The sequence below is a fragment of the Actinobaculum suis genome (assembly GCF_900102025.1).
Classification (GTDB): domain Bacteria; phylum Actinomycetota; class Actinomycetes; order Actinomycetales; family Actinomycetaceae; genus Actinobaculum; species Actinobaculum suis.
In genome coordinates this window covers 16,009-31,732 of the sequence record NZ_FNAU01000005.1, presented here as the reverse complement: position 1 = coordinate 31,732, position 15,724 = coordinate 16,009, and the positions used below count along the sequence as shown (strand labels likewise).

Genomic DNA, 15,724 nt, shown 5'->3' with positions numbered 1-15,724 from the left:
GACGTGTCTGGTTGCACCCACAGAAAATGAGCGTTTTTTCTGGGGTTCACAGCGTTCACGGGTACACTGGCACGGTAATTGTTCACATGTAAGGAGTCAGCCGGTGGGACCCGAATTCATAGTTCTACTCGTGGTCATGGTTGTGATGATGTGGTTCTTTAGCCGCTCATCCAAGAAGCAACGAGAAAAAATGGAAAATGAGAGAGACTCAGCGATCACTATTGGCGCTAACGTCATGACGTCCTCTGGGTTCTTCGGGACCATCGTTTCCATTGACGGCGATGCCATCACGCTCGAATCGCCTTCTGGTGATGAAAGCGTGTGGATCCGCAAAGCCATTATGGGCCGCGCGGAAATTCCCTTTGCCCCCATTTCTGAAGCAGAAGCAGCTGAGCTAGATAAAGCAGAAGCAGCCGAAGCTGCGGCACTAAACGGTACCGAAGCGGCGGAAGCCGCAGACGAAGCGGAAGGAACCGCAGCAGCCGAGGACTTCAGCCAGGCAGGTGATACGGAGAATGCTGAGCTAGCTGCAAAGAACACTGCCGCGCAAAGTGATTCTGCAGCCGCCGGAAACACCGCAGACGCCGGAAATAAGACCGAAAATAGGGGCTCCGCCTTCGAATCGGAACCCCAAACCGGATTCCCGGCTGGCCGTACAGCTGAACCTAAGGAACGCCCGGGCAATGCCTGGTTGTAAAGCCCGGAAGTAGAGTTCGTCGAGAAATATATGTCCTCTTCACATAACGCGGACGCCCGCATGCCGCGGCGTCGTCTCATTTTGTTAGTACTACTCACCTGCACTTTGATCATTACGCTCCTGGTCGGTAGCCTCGTGGGAAAAGAATCCCGCTGGACCCCGAAATTTGCGCTTGATCTCGAAGGCGGCACCGAACTGATCCTCACCCCGCAAACTACGGACGGATCAGAAATTACCGATGAAGACGTCAACCAGGCGATTGAAATTATTCGCCAAAGAGTAGACGCGCAAGGTGTAGCGGAAGCTGAAATCAGCTCTCAAGGTGGCCAAAATATTGTGGTTGGCCTGCCCGGGCAGCCTTCCGAAGAAACCCTGAACCTGGTTCGTTCCTCCGCGATCTTGCGGATGCGGCCGGTGCTGGCTTCCGGGGCGCCGGGTGTGCTTACCCAAGAACAGTTCGATCAGGCCACCAAGGCCGCAGAACAGAAAGCCGATGGGCAAGCCGATGGCAAACAGCCAAGCCAAGCTCCATCCTCTGCGGCTGGCACCCTAGATCCGCAAGCAAAGGAAGCTCCCACGGCAGCTCCAACTACCGATAGCCCGGAGGCTAGCGCAGATGCTTCCGCCGGGGCAGACGGTAAGGATGGCGCCGCAAATGGTGCCAAGGATGGCCAGGCAGGAGCCGCTCCCGCTTCCACCCCACTTTCTGGGAAGGCTTTGGAAGAGGCAGTTACCAAGCTGGCGGATGCCGATGGTGATGGCAAGATTTCGGCGGAACCTGCCGCCACTCCGCAGGATGCTTCGGACCTGAGCTGGCTCACCGAGCAAATGCTGTACGATTTTTGGACTTTGGATTGTACTGGTGAAGTAACCCCGAACTCGAATGATGATCCGGCCCAGCCGCTCGTAGCTTGCGGTGCGCAAAAAGATCCGGCTACCGGCGAGCTCCACCCGCAAAAATTCGTGCTCGGCCCGTCTGAAGTAGAAGGCACGCAAATTCAGGAAGCCACGGCTGGTTTCGATCAGAATGGCAAACCGGCAGTTTCCTTGCGGCTCAACGAAGAAGGCGCGAAGGCTTTCTCCGACGTCACCGGGCGCCTGATCAGCTTGCAGTCGCCGCGCAACCAGTTCGCTATCGTGCTAGACGGTAAGGTACTTTCCAACCCGGTGCCTAGTACCCAAATCCGGGATGGTCAAGCCCAAATCACCGGCGGCAGCATCGACGCCAAGGGGGCGCGCACGCTTGCTAACCAGCTGCAGTTTGGTTCTTTGCCGCTCCATTTCGAAGTGCAATCCCAGCAGCAAATTTCGGCCACTTTGGGTTCGGAATCCTTGCGCGCCGGCCTGATCGCCGGCCTGATCGGCCTGATTTTGGTAGTAGCCTTCCTGTTCTGGCAGTATCACGCCCTGGGCGCGGTAGCTATCCTCTCGGTAGTGCTGGCCACCGGTATTTCGTACCTCATCGTGTGTTTGCTTTCCTGGACAATCGGTTACCGACTATCCATGGCTGGCGTGGTTGGTCTGATAATTTCGGTCGGCATATCCGCTGATTCCTTCATCGTTTACTTTGAACGTATACGCGATGAAATTCGGGACGGGCACAGCTTGCGGCAAGCTGTGGAACGCGGCTGGACCCGAGCACGGCGCACGATTATTGCTTCCGATTCGGTGAACTTGCTAGCCGCCGTGGTCCTGTACTTCCTAGCAATCGGTTCGGTACGTGGTTTTGCCTTCACCTTGGGACTAACCACGATTCTCGACCTGATCGTTGCCTTCATCTTTACCTACCCCACCATGAAGCTTTTGGTGCGTACCAAGTTCTTCGGTGGTGGGCACCGCTGGTCGGGATTGAGCGCCGAACTGCTCGGACGTTCCCCGAACTATGCTGGGCGCGGCAGGTTGCGTTCGCGTACGGCGTCGGCCCCCGCACCGGAAAAGGTATCAGCCACGGTAACTGCAGCTTCCAGTACGACGCCGGACAGCGAGCCTAGTGCTCGCGCGGATAACACAGGAGAAGCTGGACCTACCTTGGCCGAAAGGCGGAAGGAAGAGCGCCGCGCGCAAATGAAAGCCGAGGGGATTGCGGCACCCTCGCCGGAGACAGACGGAAAGGAGAACGCCTAATGTCGGTCTATAGCCTCGGTAATGATCTATATTCGGGCCGCAAAGCGGTGCCCGTCATTTCCAAGCGACGCATCTGGTTCGGGGTTGCCATCGTGGCGATCATCGTTTCTTTCGCGGCGCTCTTTGGCAAGGGATTGAACCTCGGAATTGATTTCACCGGAGGTTCGCAGTTCACGGTTTCGCATGCACAAACCGTGGAACAGAACAAGGCGAGCGAGATTATCGCCCAGCACACCGGGGAAGTGGCCCGCGTGGCGCAAGTAGGGGATAGCTCCTTGCGGATCCAGGTGTCTACCGGAGAAGAAGGGCAAGCCCTTACCAATGCTGACACCGAAAAGATTCGCGGCGAACTAGCGGAAGCGTATGGCACTTCCGTAAATAACGTGACCTCAACCTTTATTGGGCCGGTGTGGGGCCAAGGGATTTCCATGAAGGCCTTGCAAGGTTTCGTGGTATTCATCGTCTTGGTACTCATCGGACTTTCGATTTATATGCGGTCTTGGCGCAACGCGCTGGGCGCGGTGCTGGCACTGTTCCACGATCTGATCGTGACGGTGGGGCTGTACTGCCTGTTCGGATTCGAATTCACGCCGTCTACGGTGATTGGTTTGCTAACGATCCTCGGCTATTCCTTGTATGACACCGTGGTGGTCTTCGATAAACTGCGCGAGAACACCGAAAACGTGCTCAAGCAAGATCGTTACACCTTCGGGGAAGCCACCAACCGGGCCGTAAATCAGACCTTGATCCGGTCTATTAACACTTCGATAACCTCGCTCTTGCCGGTAGCGTCTATTCTGTTTATAGGCGTGCTGTTTTTGGGCGCGGGAACCCTGCGGGATCTGGCCCTGGTACTCTTTGTAGGCCTACTCCTTTCCGCTTATTCTTCAATCTTCTTGGCGGCTCCGCTTGCGGTGGAGCTCACGAATTTGGATCCGCGGATCAAGGAGCACAACCAGAAGGTTGCGAAGGCTCGGGAAAAACGAGCAGAGCAGATCGAGGCGCGCCGCGCCGCCGGCGAAGATATTACGGAGGATGCCCTGTCAGTTGCCGGGCCTTCCCGTCCGGGCCGGCACCGGGGCCAAAAAGCCCAGCCGCGCCGCAAGAATCGGAGGAAGTAAGTGAGTGACAAGGGATTTCCACAAGAGTTCTCAGATCTTGTTTACTCGAAAATCCGGGTAAAGGAAGATTTTCCGGCACCCGGCGTCCTATTTCGGGATATCACCCCGCTCATGAGCGACGGCGCTGCTTTCAAACGCACAATTGACGGCATCGCCGAGCACTATGACGGGCAAATTGATGCGGTAGCAGGGCTAGAATCACGCGGGTTTATTCTTTCCGCGCCGCTGGCTTATGCGATGGGGATCGGCATGATCACCATCCGCAAGGCCGGCCGGCTTCCCGGCCCGGTGATCGGCGTCGATTACGAACTCGAATATGGTACGGCACGCATGGAAGTACAACCTTTCACCGTGGAAGACGGACAGCGGGTACTCGTGGTGGACGATGTGCTTGCCACCGGTGGCACCGCGAACGCCGCATTCCAACTGGTAGAGGGTTCAGGTGGCATTCCGGTAGGCCTCTGTGTGCTCGTGGAACTCAGCGGTTTGGGCGGGCGCGAACGGCTCTCCGGCTACCGGGTAGATTCGGTAGTAACATTCGACTAAAGGGACTTTAGAATAAAGTTACCGCGAGTGGCGTTATCGCAAATAAAACTAAAAATCTAACGATGAAGGTTGCGCACGGGAAGAAGTGCGCAACCTTCATCGTTAACCCATATGATAACGCTAAGATATTACGCACAGGCGCGTAGAAGGGAGGGCCAGATGTCAGAGAACGGACCACGGGTGATTTCGCGACTATCGTGGCTAACAGGCAGGTCGGGAACGCAGGTGCCCGATGAACTGGAACCCCTTATGCGTGCGCTGGGCACCAAATCTATCGACAAATCGCGGATCATCCACGCCTACAATGTGGCCGCAAAATGCCACGAAGGCCAATTCCGGCGTTCCGGCGAACCCTACATCACCCATCCGGTAGCGGTAGCTACGATCCTTGCCGAACTTGGCATGGATGAAGATTCTTTAGTGGGTGCGCTGCTGCACGATACGGTCGAAGATACCGATTACACCTTGGAGCAGGTGCGGGCAGAATTTGGCCCCACCGTAGAACTCCTGGTAGACGGCGTTACCAAACTGGACAAAGTGGAATACGGCGAGGCCGCGCAAGCTGAAACCGTGCGCAAAATGGTTATCGCCATGGCCAAAGATATCCGGGTGTTGCTCATAAAACTAGCGGACCGTTTGCATAATGCCCGCACGTGGAAGTACATGCCGGCCGATAAAGCCCGGGCCAAAGCACGCGAAACCCTAGAGATTTATGCGCCGCTGGCACACCGCTTGGGCATGAATTCGATCAAATGGGAGCTGGAAGACCTCAGCTTTAAAACCATGTATCCGGAAGTGTATTCGGAGATCGAAAAGTTGGTACAGGAACGCACTCCGGAACGTGAAGCCTATATTGCCCGGATTGAAGATCAGCTTTCAAAGGCGCTGAAAAACCAGCATATTCGGTGCACGATTACCGGCCGGCCGAAGCACTACTACTCGATCTACCAGAAAATGATTTTGCGAGGTAAAGACTTCGACGACATTTATGATCTGGTAGGAGTGCGGGTACTGGTGGATACCATCCCGGATTGTTATGCGGTGCTCGGCGTGGCTAACACGCTGTACACACCTTTGCAGGGGCGGATTAAGGACTATATTGCCACCCCGAAATTCAACTTGTACCAGTCGATTCACACTACCGTGATCGGCCCGGAAGATCGCACCCTAGAAATTCAGATCCGCACTTACGATATGCACCGGCGGGCTGAATACGGGGTGGCCGCACACTGGCGGTATAAGGAAAACGCCGGTAAGAGCGCCAAGCAGCAAGAAGCACAGGACGTTGCTACCGATCAGCAAACTCAACTTACCTGGTTGCGCCAACTCGTGGATTGGCAACGCGAAACTGCGGATCCGGCCGAGTTCCTAGAATCGCTCTCTTATGAAATTTCCGGCAACAAGGTATACGTGTTTACTCCGGCTGGGGAAGTGATGGAGCTGGCAGCCGGGGCCACCCCGGTGGATTTCGCCTATGCCGTACACACCGAGGTAGGGCATCGCACGGTGGGGGCACGAGTCAATGACCGGCTGGTAACGCTCGATCACAAGCTGGAATCTGGCGATACCGTGGAGATCATTACTTCCAAGAATCCGGAAGCTGGGCCTTCCCGGGGGTGGATGGAATTTGTGGCCACCCCGCGCGCACGGGCCAAGATTCGGGTATGGTTCCGCAAATCTGCCCGGGATGAGTCGCTGGAAAACGGTAAGGACCGTTTAGCCCGGGCGATTCGCAAACGTAACCAGCCGGTACAGCGGCTCATGACCCACGAATCGCTTTCCGATGTGGCCCGCCAGCTGGGCCGCAAGAGCGTGGACGATTTATATGTGGCGGTGGGCGAAGGCGCGGTTTCGGCAGAAACCGTGGTGCGTGAGCTTATCAATATGCAGGGCGGGGAAGCCGGGGTGGAAGAAACCTTGGCAGAAGGCGTTACTCCCACCCAGATTGCCCGGCCGGCTTCCCGCGGTGCCGAATCAGCAATTCGCGTGCGTGGCATAGATTCCGGGGACGTAATGGTAAAACTTGCCAAGTGTTGCACGCCTTTACCGAACGATAAAATCGTGGGCTTCGTGACGCGCGGGAACGGCCTTTCTGTGCATCGTGCGGACTGCCCGAACGTTGCCCAGCTCCAACGCGAACCGGATCGTTTTATTGATGTGGCTTGGTCGGACGATTCCGAAGCCGTATTTGTGGTGCAGATTCAGGTAGACGCGTTAGATCGGCAGGGGCTGCTTTCCGATATTTCTCGGGTATTGCTCGATAACGGAGTCAATTTGCTCGGCGGTAATATGACGACGACGAAAGAACGCATGAGCCGTTCCGTCTTCAGTTTCGAGATGGCAGATACACACCATTTGCGCCGGATCCTGGCGGATCTACGCAGTATTGAAGGCGTGTACGACGCCTACCGGATAACCCCGGCAAAGAAGAGCTCTAAGCGCCGCGTGCCCGAACAGTAACGCCGGGTATAGCCGCGGGGAGCGGCCAGGCAGCGCCCCGTAGAGCACAGGGCCAGGTCGCGGCGGGGCAAAGTACCGGGCTAGGCGGCTAGGCGCCGGGCTGGCACTGTGCTAGGCACTGGGCAGGGCTCGCGAAAGGGCAGTGCGTAGAGCACACGGAGTGCGGGCTAGGCCACGGCGCGCCGGGTGGCTCGGGCGTTTCGGGTGGCTGCGGGCATATGTGCCTGACCGGCCGCGAGTTTGTGGTAGTGGGGCAGTGCCTGTAAGAAAGCATGAGCTTGCGGATGCCGGGATGGGCGTAGCTCGGGCGTGCGAGACGCTTGGGCCAACAACCTATCTAGGGATAACCCGGCCGCAAAAAGATGAAAACAAGCGCTGATCGCTTCACCCAACCAGGCGGTGCCGCCGAGTTTGAGAATATCGGTAGCCGTGCGCTCCAAAGTAGTAACCGGCCGGTTGGCAAGATATTGCACCTCCGCATCCGGGATTCTGGTGCGCATCACCACCGGGTAGCGGGCGGTCGTAGGATGTGCCAAGGTAAGTTCGCGCATTTTCTCTGGCGGCCACCATCCCGTGTGCACCCATACCGCTGAAAACCCACAAATCACGTATCCCGGGCGCACTTCCGGTGCCAATAAATCAGCCCGCAAAGAAGGGCAGCTAGCCAAATCTGCCGGCGCCACTTTTCCGGGTAAATACTCCACCAACAAACCGCGGGAAACCCCGAGCCGTTCCGCGTGCCCCAAGGGCGCCGCATTTCTCCAATCTTTCATGCTGGCCATTCTCGCAAATAAAGACCTGTGATGCCATTTGATTGCGTTTGATGTGGATTGATGGCAGGTCAGCCTGGCTGTGGATAAGTTTATTGTGCGTTTGTTGTGCATTTTTATGCGCTTGCCACCCTGCATGGTGGCCCTTCCGACACAAAAACCGGCTGGTTGCTACCGGGAAAAATCCCGTAGCAACCAGCCGGTCATAACCAGTCTGCGCCCTGCGCGCTGTTCGCTTGCGCGTTACCAAGTTCGCGCGGCAGCGGTCAGCTCGCGCGGTAGCGGTTTACAGATCTTTTTGCACCTGTTCGAGCCAGGCCACGCGAGCTTCCCGGGCCGCGCCGAGCTCCTTGAGTTTGGCTTCATCGCCAGCTGCTTGGGCAGCAGCGATTTCCTTGTCCAATTCGGCAATCAGGTGTTCGAGCTGTGCGGCCATGCCTTGCGAACGCTGTTCCTTTTCCGGGTCGGTTTGCCGCCACTGTTCGGCCTCGGCCCCGCGCACGGCGTCTTCTACGCGGCGCAAACGCCCTTCCGTCCGGTCGATATCGGCCCGGGGGACGGGCCCGATTGCATCCCAACGTTCGCCAATATCGCGTAGCTTGGCGCGGGCCGCCTCAATATCGCGGATCGGCAAAAGCGCTTCGGCTTCGGCTACGAGCTCCAGTTTGGCATCCCGGTTGGCCACTTCTTCCGCATTGCGTTCATTGAAGAAAGCTTCGCGGGCATCATAGAAGGGCTGCCGGGCGGCCCGGAAACGTTCCCATAGGGCATCGTCTTGGCGCCGCGCGGCCCGGCCGGCGGCCTTCCATTCCTCCATGAGATCTCGGTAGGCGGCGGCAGTAGCACCCCAATCCGTGGAGGTGCTGAGTTCTTCGGCCCGCGCGATCAGCTTCTCCTTGCGCGCTACCACTTCCTTGCGCTGGCTATCCAATTCGGCGAAATAACGGCGTCGTTCGCGATCAAAAAGCGTGCGCGCATGGGAGAAACGCTTCCACAAGCCCTGCTCTACCGCGCGGTCCAGGCGAGCACCGTGGCGCTGAGCCTGCTTCCACTGGTCAAACAGTGTGGAAAGCTCTTCGCGGGAGTTACGCCAATGAATTCGCTGCGGATCTTGCCCGGCAATCTCCTCGGCACGCTCCACGATTTGCGTGCGGTAGGCAAGCGCTTCTTCCTTCGCCGCTTGGCGTTCCGCCGCAATTTCGGTGCGCCGCTGGGCCGCCCGCTCCCGCACAGCTTCCAAACGGGTGCGCAGGGATTCGATATCGCCTACCGCGGCCGGTTCGGTAAGTTCCTTCGTCAAGGTCTTGATGGACTTTTGTACTTCGTCCGGGTGTACGTTTTCAACCCGGGTTTCCACCACAGCAACCTGGGTTTCCAAGTCAAGGTAGCGCCGCACGAAGATCGCCAGAGCATCTTCACTCGAACCGGAAGCAGCATACTGGCCGACGATCCTTTCGCCTTCACTAGACCGCAACCACACATTTCCCGCATCGTCTACCCGACCCCACTTGGCTGCCTCCGCGGCTGCCAAAGAATCAGTGGGAGTGGCGTGGACCGGGCCGGTCTTAGCGGGTTGCGGTGCGGGCCGCTGGGCCGGTGCCGGGGTGGGCTTTGGGGTGGGAGTCTCTTCGCTCATAAAACGCTCCTCAGAAGGCGGCGCATACAGCGCCGTACGGTATCAACTGTCCGCCTAGTTTACGTCGAAAACTGGCTTCATATGGGACGTTACCGCAATGGGGTGCGCAATGCGACGAAAAATAGCCGAAAGTGGGCACGCCCCCACGGTTTTTCGGCATTTTTCGGTTGGCGTTTATACATGTTTTAGCGGAGGGGGCCGTTTTCGCGCGGTGGCATTCCCTCTCAAATACCTCTCAAATACCTCCTGCCCGGTATGATTCACGTTTCGCCCGGTGAGGCTTTTATTTGTTAGGAAGCTGGTAACGCGCTAGCGTATTTGTATGCTGTTTTTGCGTTTCAATGGAACAGCCCTCGAGGCAAACTGTTACCTCCTGGCAGATACTGAGGCCCGGGAAGCACTGGTGATCGATCCGGGCGCGGGAAGTGCGCGCTGGGTTTCCGAGGTACTGGAGTCACGCGGCTTGCGTTTAGCGGCGGTGGTAGCCACACACGGGCATTCCGATCATGTTTTTGATGCCGGCATTATCGCCGGCGATGAAGTGCCCTTCTATATTAACCGGCACGATGCCTACCGGATGGAAGATCCGCTGGGCACCACGATCGCTGGGGATCTGGTGCGCCGAATTGGTGGCCATGATTGGGCGGCGCCGGGAAAGGTATTGCCCCTACCGGATGAGATCTTCACTCGGGAAGGGATTGAAATCGTTAAAGGTGTGCAGCTGAGTGCTTTTGCCGCGCCCGGGCATACCGAAGGTTCCACGCTCTTCTTGTTCTCGGGGCGGTTCGCGCGCGATGAGTACACTCCCGCGCTGCCGGACTGGGGTTTTGGCGATAATTACATCATCACGGGCGATGTGCTATTCCGGGACGGTATTGGGCGTACCGATACGCTTGGCGGGAACGACGCCGTTATGCGCTCCACGCTCCGGAAAATCGTGGACGAACTTGACCATAGCCACCCCTTCTTCCCGGGGCACGGCGGTCCTTCAACTATCGGCCGAGAATTGAAACACTCGCCCTTCCTGCGCGCCTACTTGCAGTAGGCCTCCTTGCAGTAGAGTTGCCCATAAAACCGAAACGAATATAAATAAAATTCAACATTACTTCAATTTGTGCCCGAGTGGTGATCGCCACCCGGGCTCGCAAAACGTGAAAGAATCTACGCATGAAGATTGCTCCGCTGTCAGGATTTCCGGAATGGCTACCGCAGGAGCGGCTCATTGAGCGCCGCGTGCTCGATACTCTCAGTTCTACTTTTGAACTGCACGGTTTTTCAGAGATCGAAACCCGCGCGGTAGAACCTATGAGTCAGCTACTGCGCAAAGGTGAGACCTCGAAAGAGGTCTACGTGCTTTCCCGGCTCCAAGATCATGCGCGGCAAGAACCGGCAGAATTGGGATTGCATTTTGACCTCACGGTTCCGCTGGCCCGCTATGTTTTGGAAAATGCGGGCAAGCTCACTTTCCCCTTCCGGCGCTATCAAATCCAGAAGGTGTGGCGCGGCGAGCGGCCCCAAGATGGTCGGTTCCGGGAGTTCTACCAGGCAGACGTAGATGTGATTGGCGATGGCGAGCTTTCTTTCCACCACGAAATTGAAGTGCCGCTCACCATGGTGGATGCATTTGCTCGGTTGCCTTTGCCACAGGTGATTATTCGTGCTTCCAACCGCAAACTGGCCCAGGGATTCTACGAAGCGATTGGGATTGCGGATACGGAAGAAACTTTGCGGATTATTGACAAACTGGGCAAGATCGGCCCGGATGCCGTTACCGAATTGCTGGGCGAACAGGTGGGGGCCACACCGGCCCAAGCCCGCCTGGCCCTGCAACTGGCGCAGATCCGCACGCCGGATGCTTCCTTTGCAGATGCGGTACGTAAACTTGGCGTTAGCGGGGATTTGCTGGATGCCGGTTTGGAAGAGCTAACCGTGTTGATCGAGGGTGCCAACGAGTTGCTCCCTGGTTCTTTGCAAGCGGATTTGTCGATTGCTCGCGGCCTGGACTACTACACGGGTTCGGTGTACGAATCAACTCTGGTAGGTCACGAAGATCTCGGCTCTATTTGTTCGGGTGGGCGCTACGACCAACTGGCTAGTAGCGGCAAGAAGAAGTATCCGGGCGTGGGCCTTTCGATCGGGGTTTCACGTTTGCTTTCGCGGTTTATTCCTACCGGCAAACTGGTAGCTTCCCGTGCCACACCGGTGGCCGTATACGTGGCGGTAAACGATGAAACAGAACGCATGCACGCCGAAGGGGTCGCGATGGCTTTGCGCCGGCGCGGGATTCCGTGCGAGGTTTCCCATAACTCGGTGAAATTCGGTAAGCAGATCCGCAATGCCGATCGGCGCGGCATTCCCTATGTGTGGTTCACTACCGCAGAAGGGGAGCAGGTGCGCGATATTCGCAGCGGAGAACAGTACGACGCCGATCCGAGCAGCTGGATGCCGCCAATTGAAGACCTATCAGTGCAGATTTTGGAGCCGCAGGAGGAGGCGGAGGCAAATACTGGAGGTGAAAACAAGTGAGTAGTCGCAGTGGCAGTGGAAGCAGTAAGAGCAGAGCCGAAGATCCGCTCATCGTGGCCTTGGAAGAACTTCGGGATTCCTTAGCCGCACTGTCTTTCCCGCTGTCTGTGCCCGAACATGAAGCCGGTAGGGATGCGGTTACGGAAACCCGCGGGCAGCTTGAGGATTACGTATTGCCACGCTTGCGGGCAGTGGACGCACCCTTATTGGCAGTGGTTGGTGGTTCTACCGGTTCGGGTAAATCCACTATCGTCAACTCGCTACTTGGCCGGGAAGTGAGCCGCTCTTCAGCTTTGCGGCCCACCACTCGCCAACCAGTACTCATTCACGCTCCGGGCGAAGGCCACTGGTTTACCGATCAACGGATCTTGCCTTCCCTGCCGCGCGTGCAAACTGTCGCGGCGTCGCAAGAAACGGCACCGGGTATGGGGGACGCCGCACTCGTTCCGGTAGACGCCGAGACACCGGGCCCGGTAGAGCTACATGTGGTGGAATCGGAGGCCGTTCCTTCCGGATTGGCTTTGCTCGATTCGCCAGATATTGATTCCGTAGTGGTGGAAAACCGGCGGTTAGCCGGCCAGCTTTTGGCGGCTGCAGATTTGTGGATTTTTGTGACCACGGCCGCCCGTTATGCGGATGCGATCCCCTGGGCCATGCTTGATGACGCGCAGCGCCGGAAGATCGTGCTCGCCGTAGTGCTCAATCGCGTGCCACCCGGTACGTCCGGGCAAGTACGTCCCGATTTTTTCCGCGAACTGGAAGCTCACGGGCTAGGTAGGGCTCCACTGTTCGTAATCGGAGAAGCTTCCGGGCCGGTAGATCTACTACCGAATGCCGATATTGCGCCCCTGCGCGGCTGGCTGGAAGGTTTGACCGAAGATGGCCGGGCCCGCACCTCGGTAGCCCGGCAAACCCTCGAGGGCACGGTGGCTACCATTATCGACCGTGCCAGTACGGTCCTGCCCGCATATGAGGCACAACTTGCGGAAATAACCCGCCTGCAAGAAATCATTTCCGAAGCCCGTAACGCGGCCGGTACAACCATTGCAGCAAGTTTGGCCGATAACCAGATTTTGCGCGGGGAAGTGCTGCGGCGCTGGCAAGACGTCGTCGGCACCGGAGATGTAATGCGGAAAATTGAGACCGGAGTGGCTTCGGTACGCGACCGGTTGAGCACCTGGATTCGCGGGGTAGACACGGCGCGCCGCGAAACAAAAACCCGGGAAGCGATCGAAGATTCCCTGCAGGCCGTGCTAGTGGCCACGGCGGAAAATATGGTTTCGCAGATCCGGAGCAGTTTCGAAAGCAATGCCAGCGGGGCAGGGCTGGCCATGGCCGCGGAAAAGAATTTACGCACCCGGCCGGTACGGGAAGAAACCGCCGGCCGGCTGGTACGCGACTGGCAACGCGCCGTGCTCGATTTGCTGCGCGCTGAGGGGCAAGATAAGCGGGCCACGGCACGTATCGCCGCCCTGGGGGTAAATGCTGTGGGGATAGCGCTTATGGTGGTGGTTTTCGCACAAACCGCGGGAATTTCCGGCGGGGAAATAGCGATCGCGGGTGGTACCGCAGTCGTGGCACAAAAAGTTTTGGAGGCGATTTTCGGCGACGACGCCGTACGCCGCATGACCACTACCGCGCGGAAAGATTTCCTGATCCGGGCAGAAAAATATTTCAATGAAGATACCCAGCCTTATGAAGATGAGATAAAGCGGTTGGGGATCAGTACAGAAAAGCGTGCGGCCGCGCAAGCTGCTTTTACGCAAGCTGGCAAGGCAGCACGCGGAGGGGAGACAGCGTGGCTCTAAGCCTCCCGAATGGACTTTCATATTTGGACCGAGCCCTGGAACTCGGGGGTCGGTATTTATCTGCAGAGGTGCGTCAGCAGGGCGAAGCCGTCTTGGCGAAAGCACAGGAGCGGGGAACCATCGGTACTTCGCGCACGATTATTGCTTTTGCGGGTGCTACCGGGTCCGGGAAATCTTCGCTTATTAACGCTCTCGTAGGGCAAGAAGTGGTGAAGGTTTCGCCAATCCGGCCGGCAACTCACGAACCTGTGGTGGTTTCCGGAGATCACGCCCCAGAAATCGGAGACTGGCTTGGCGTGTCAAACCGGAAGATAGTGATGCAACTTTCGACGGCGCCACTTTCGGACTTGGTGCTGGTTGATTTGCCCGATTTGGATTCTTCACATCTGGAACATCGGGAGATCGCGAACCGGATTATTGCCCGGGCTGATGTGATCATTTGGGTAGTGGACCCACAAAAATATGCGGATGCGGTGATCCACGAAGACTATTTGCGGCCCCTGGCCGAACTTGGCCGGGCCAGCGCCGTGGTACTTAACCATGCTGATTCGGTACCGGAAGTAGAACGCGCCGAAATTGTGCAGCATTTGCGTGAACTGTTAGCCGCGGACGGGCTGGCCGCACCGATCCTGGTGACCTCGGCAGTGCAGGGGCACGGTATTGGGCAACTGCGTGGCTTCTTACGGGAAGCTGCGGCAAGTAAACGGGCTTCGGCAGAACGCATCGCGGGCGATATACGGACCGTGGGTGGGGCTATCAGCGCAGATATTGAGGAAGCGGGCGGCACCGAAGTGGCGGAAGTCGAACCGGACAGCCGGCCGCTCGCAGCAGCGGTGGCCTGGGCGGCCGGTGCGGAAGAAGTAACCCGCGCGGCCGCAAAGTCGTACACGCAACGTTCGGCGCTAGCCACCGGCTGGCCGCTAACTCGCTTCCGCTTGCGGCACCGCGTTGATCCCTTAGAAGCTATCGGTTTGCGTTCGGGAACGGCAAGGTTTGCTGGCGGAACGGCACCAACTGTAGCCACCAGCACTACAGCGGAAGGCCGCACCGGGCCGGCAGTAGCTAGTACCGGGAATACCGGAACTCGCGCAGAAGCCGTAGAAACTGGAACCGGGGCCGGAACAACTAGTACTGGGGGCGCAGAAACCACACCCGCATTGGCGCCGTCTACGAGAACCGAACATACTGTAGAACCGGTTGCTCAGGGGTGGGAAGATCACGCAGCAGAAACGGGGAACACTCCGGCTGGAAATGTGGAAACCGGCAGCACAGAGAACCTGGAAAATAACGCTCCGGAACCCGGGAACGCGGAGATTGCGATTTTGGAAACCGGAACCTCGAAGACTGGCGTTCCGGAAGACGGATCGCGAAAAGTTGCGGCGCCCGAATCCGCTGTGCCAAATCTGGCGGGCGGGGTAGTGAGCTTAGCACTCAGTCCGGTAGAAGCGGGACGAGCAGAATTAGAATTGCGGCGCTACGCGGAAGCAGTGAGTGAGCCTTTGCCTTTGCGGTGGCGCAATTCTGTGCGTGAGCGCGTGGCTGCTTCGGGAGCTGACCTTGCTGATCTCGGGGCACGGATTGTGACTACCACGGATACCGAGGCGGATAGGCGGCCGTTCCGCTGGACCGTTGGCGCTATTTTGCAATGGATCGGCGTGCTGGCATTGGTACTTGGCTTGGCGTGGGTGATTGTTCGCGCCCTCGGTGCTTTGTTCGGGTTTGGATTGGGCCCAGCCCCGAGCCTTGGCTCGCTACCCTGGCCCTTCGTGCTGGTAGTTGGGGGAGGGCTGCTCGGCCTCGTGGTTTCGGCCCTCGCCCGTGTGCTCCGCCATGACAATGCAGAAGCACTGGCCCGGCGCGTACGGGAACGGATTATGCAAAGGGTAGAAGAACAAACCCGGAAGTCCTTCTGTGCACCGCTCCTACAAGAACGCAAAAACTACGCCGAGTTCCGGCAGGCGGCTGAAAGCCTGCGTACCGTAACTGTTTGAGCTAGGGGTGAGCTTTAAGCTAGAGGTGAGCGCCGGTGCCGGCGC

11 protein-coding genes are annotated in these 15,724 nt (G+C 57.9%); 9 read left to right on the top strand and 2 right to left on the bottom strand.

Going from position 1 to position 15,724, the window contains the following annotated elements; all coding sequences use genetic code 11:
* Window positions 1-103 precede the first annotated feature (103 nt).
* The 5 genes from yajC to BLT47_RS03755 all read left to right on the top strand — a co-directional run bounded on the left by yajC (window position 104) and on the right by BLT47_RS03755 (window position 6,948).
* The gene (gene yajC / locus BLT47_RS03775; protein ID WP_074661825.1) at window positions 104-697 is read left to right on the top strand and encodes a preprotein translocase subunit YajC; all 594 of its coding nucleotides are present in this window, start codon (window positions 104-106) and stop codon (window positions 695-697) included.
* A 30-nt stretch (window positions 698-727) separates the two neighbouring features.
* Complete coding sequence (secD, locus tag BLT47_RS03770) at window positions 728-2,821, top strand: protein translocase subunit SecD (protein ID WP_083330042.1); 2,094 nt, start codon at window positions 728-730, stop codon at window positions 2,819-2,821.
* Entirely contained in the window at window positions 2,821-3,942 is a 1,122-nt protein-coding gene (gene secF, locus BLT47_RS03765) for a protein translocase subunit SecF (RefSeq protein ID WP_049620076.1), read from the top strand. Before secD ends, secF begins: the two co-directional genes overlap by 1 nt.
* Entirely contained in the window at window positions 3,943-4,488 is a 546-nt protein-coding gene (locus BLT47_RS03760; protein WP_065415104.1) for an adenine phosphoribosyltransferase, read from the top strand.
* Between the two features lie 159 nt (window positions 4,489-4,647).
* Entirely contained in the window at window positions 4,648-6,948 is a 2,301-nt protein-coding gene (locus BLT47_RS03755; protein ID WP_074661822.1) for a RelA/SpoT family protein, read from the top strand.
* A gap of 167 nt (window positions 6,949-7,115) precedes the next feature.
* Here BLT47_RS03755 and BLT47_RS03750 read toward each other — a convergent pair whose 3' ends face one another.
* The gene (locus BLT47_RS03750) at window positions 7,116-7,721 is read right to left on the bottom strand and encodes a hypothetical protein (protein WP_074661818.1); all 606 of its coding nucleotides are present in this window, start codon (window positions 7,719-7,721) and stop codon (window positions 7,116-7,118) included.
* A 283-nt stretch (window positions 7,722-8,004) separates the two neighbouring features.
* A complete protein-coding gene (locus tag BLT47_RS03745; RefSeq protein WP_074661813.1) occupies window positions 8,005-9,354 on the bottom strand; it encodes a DUF349 domain-containing protein in 1,350 nt (449 codons plus the stop codon).
* A 322-nt stretch (window positions 9,355-9,676) separates the two neighbouring features.
* Here BLT47_RS03745 and BLT47_RS03740 point away from each other — a divergent pair, with 322 nt between their 5' ends.
* The 4 genes from BLT47_RS03740 (at window position 9,677) to BLT47_RS03725 (ending at window position 15,679) form a co-directional block, all read left to right on the top strand.
* Window positions 9,677-10,399: an MBL fold metallo-hydrolase gene (locus tag BLT47_RS03740; protein ID WP_074661808.1), complete on the top strand. Its 723-nt coding sequence runs from the start codon at window positions 9,677-9,679 to the stop codon at window positions 10,397-10,399.
* Between the two features lie 122 nt (window positions 10,400-10,521).
* Window positions 10,522-11,880, top strand: a complete 1,359-nt coding sequence (hisS, locus tag BLT47_RS03735; protein WP_074661804.1) for a histidine--tRNA ligase — start codon at window positions 10,522-10,524, stop codon at window positions 11,878-11,880.
* Window positions 11,877-13,688 (top strand): dynamin family protein, encoded by a 1,812-nt coding sequence (locus BLT47_RS03730; protein ID WP_074661800.1) that lies wholly within the window; start codon window positions 11,877-11,879, stop codon window positions 13,686-13,688. Before hisS ends, BLT47_RS03730 begins: the two co-directional genes overlap by 4 nt.
* Window positions 13,679-15,679, top strand: a complete 2,001-nt coding sequence (locus BLT47_RS03725) for a dynamin family protein (RefSeq protein WP_074661796.1) — start codon at window positions 13,679-13,681, stop codon at window positions 15,677-15,679. The genes BLT47_RS03730 and BLT47_RS03725 overlap by 10 nt, the downstream gene beginning before the upstream one ends.
* Window positions 15,680-15,724: the final 45 nt, after the last annotated feature.

Coding starts and splice junctions, on each gene's coding strand:
- secD (WP_083330042.1), top strand. CDS start 728: ATGTCCTCTTCACATAACGCGGACGCCCGCATGCCGCGGCGTCGTCTC.
- secF (WP_049620076.1), top strand. CDS start 2,821: ATGTCGGTCTATAGCCTCGGTAATGATCTATATTCGGGCCGCAAAGCG.
- BLT47_RS03755 (WP_074661822.1), top strand. CDS start 4,648: ATGTCAGAGAACGGACCACGGGTGATTTCGCGACTATCGTGGCTAACA.
- BLT47_RS03750 (WP_074661818.1), bottom strand. CDS start 7,721: ATGAAAGATTGGAGAAATGCGGCGCCCTTGGGGCACGCGGAACGGCTC.
- BLT47_RS03745 (WP_074661813.1), bottom strand. CDS start 9,354: ATGAGCGAAGAGACTCCCACCCCAAAGCCCACCCCGGCACCGGCCCAG.
- BLT47_RS03740 (WP_074661808.1), top strand. CDS start 9,677: ATGCTGTTTTTGCGTTTCAATGGAACAGCCCTCGAGGCAAACTGTTAC.
- hisS (WP_074661804.1), top strand. CDS start 10,522: ATGAAGATTGCTCCGCTGTCAGGATTTCCGGAATGGCTACCGCAGGAG.